Annotated in this window: 3 protein-coding genes; 1 reads left to right on the top strand and 2 read right to left on the bottom strand. The window is 54.4% G+C overall.

The window, feature by feature from the left end:
* Window positions 1-258, top strand: a 258-nt coding sequence (locus EI28_RS12645) for a hypothetical protein (protein WP_048113395.1), incomplete at its 5' end; no start/stop codon positions are given.
* A 3-nt stretch (window positions 259-261) separates the two neighbouring features.
* Here the strand turns inward: EI28_RS12645 and EI28_RS12640 are convergent.
* Together EI28_RS12640 and EI28_RS12635 are read right to left on the bottom strand one after the other, a co-directional pair.
* The gene (locus EI28_RS12640) at window positions 262-1059 is read right to left on the bottom strand and encodes a protein-glutamate O-methyltransferase CheR (protein WP_048113397.1); all 798 of its coding nucleotides are present in this window, start codon (window positions 1057-1059) and stop codon (window positions 262-264) included.
* A 42-nt stretch (window positions 1060-1101) separates the two neighbouring features.
* Window positions 1102-1320 (bottom strand): chemotaxis protein CheW (locus tag EI28_RS12635; protein ID WP_048115389.1); only part of this gene is annotated, 219 nt, incomplete at its 5' end.

The following is a 1320-nucleotide window of genomic DNA, read 5'->3' as shown; positions in this document are numbered from 1 at the left end:
ATGGAAATCACTGAGGTGCGCACGTGGGTGATATTTTATCTGATTTCGTTCGTGGTGCTCCTTGCGGCGACCTTCATCACAACCCAGAGCGGTAGCCAGCTCTGGATCAGCCTGATGCTCATCATTGTCGTCGTCGGCGTAAACTTCTACCTGCTCTTCTCCGAGTTGAAGCGTCACAAGGCCAGGAAAGTCTTCATGCACCGGATGTCGCAGTTCGAGGAGACCGAGACGGACGTGGAATCCGGCTACCTCTGGTGACGTTCAGGCGGCGGCCCTGCGCAGTATCTTCTGCATGCTGTTGTACGGCACAAAGAGGTGCTCCACCTCTCTTGCCAGGTACTCGGTCTTGCCCATGATATAGTAGCCGTCGACGGCAAGCGCAGAGTAAAAAAGATGGGTAAGGTCGTTCTTCTGCTTCTCGGTAAAGTAGATGGTGACGTTGCGGCAGGTGACGGCGTCGAGGTACCGGGCGATGGGGACGCCCGACATCAGGTCGTGCTCCCGGAATTTAACCAGGCTTTTGATATGAGGGCGAATCTCGAACGTGCCGTCATCGTGGCTGATGAAGTGCTTGCGGAGTCTCTTCTCGTCGACGTTCTCAAGCGCCTTTCTGTCGTAAACTCCGGCGATGGCTTTCTGCAGCACCACGGTATCGATATCGGTCGCGTATATCGTTACGGTGACGTTTTTATGGAGAGTCATCAATTCGTGCGCGAGGATGGCGAGTGAGTAGGGTTCTTCACCCGTGGCGCAGCCGGCGCACCAGATCCGGATTGATTCTCTGCGGCGGGCGAGATCAGGCAGTATCTCCCGGCGTATCACTTCGAAGACCTCCGGGTCGCGGAAAAATTTTGTGACGTTGATGGTGAGGGCGTTCCTGAGCAGATCGAGTTCCTGCGGATTCGCGAGGAGGTACCTGTGATACGCCTCAAAATCTGTGGTGTTTGTCAGGCGCATCCGGGAGAGGATACGCCGCTTGATGTAATCTTCCTTGTAGTTCGAGCACTTGATCCGAACCAGTCTCTCGATGCTTCTCTGGAGCGATGCGAATTCATCCATGGAACAGTTTACTCATGCCGGGTGCTGGTTTACGGAAGCGATCTAGTGGTTTCCGAGATCGCTGCCGAGATCGCCGATTACTTTCTGGACGTCGAGCCAGATGATGAGGGTCTTTGCCTTCTCGTCCTCTTCGTCTCCTATTTTGATGATTGCCTTGACATAACTGCTGATAGACGATGTGATACCGTCACTGATGCGTTCGATCTGGTCGTTCCGGACCGATACGACGCTGTGAACGTCGTCGACGATGATCCCTACGTT

Source organism: Methanoculleus sp. MH98A, assembly GCF_000691865.1.
Classification (GTDB): Archaea; Halobacteriota; Methanomicrobia; order Methanomicrobiales; family Methanoculleaceae; genus Methanoculleus.
Note: the sequence above shows the minus strand (reverse complement) of the source record. Positions and strands in the feature narration are given on the sequence as shown.